This is a genomic window from Dellaglioa sp. CoH-55-MRSF-9 (genome assembly GCF_056782155.1).
Map to the genome: position 1 here is coordinate 1 of NZ_JBXAYG010000123.1, position 256 is coordinate 256.

1 protein-coding gene is annotated in these 256 nt (G+C 68.8%); it reads left to right on the forward strand.

Going from position 1 to position 256, the window contains the following annotated elements:
* Positions 1-256, forward strand: a 256-nt coding sequence (locus AC1RPV_RS08035) for a hypothetical protein (RefSeq protein ID WP_481764243.1), incomplete at both ends; no start/stop codon positions are given.

Genomic DNA, 256 nt, shown 5'->3' on the forward strand with positions numbered 1-256 from the left:
GTCGCAACCCGCCTGGCGCGCGCTGCGACATCTGCGAGAGCCTCCGCGGGAACGACGCGTCCAACATCACGCTCCCATTTGAACCGCGGCTGCCGATAACCGATGACGCGGCGGAAGCCGAGAACCTGCTCGCCGGCGAGACAGACCTGCCCGTGCCTCCAGGCTGGTCGCGCCCCGTTCGCGACACCATCCAGAACCTCGGAGGCGCCTCACCGTCCGCGGACTATCGGCTCACCGATCGGGGAGACCACATGGC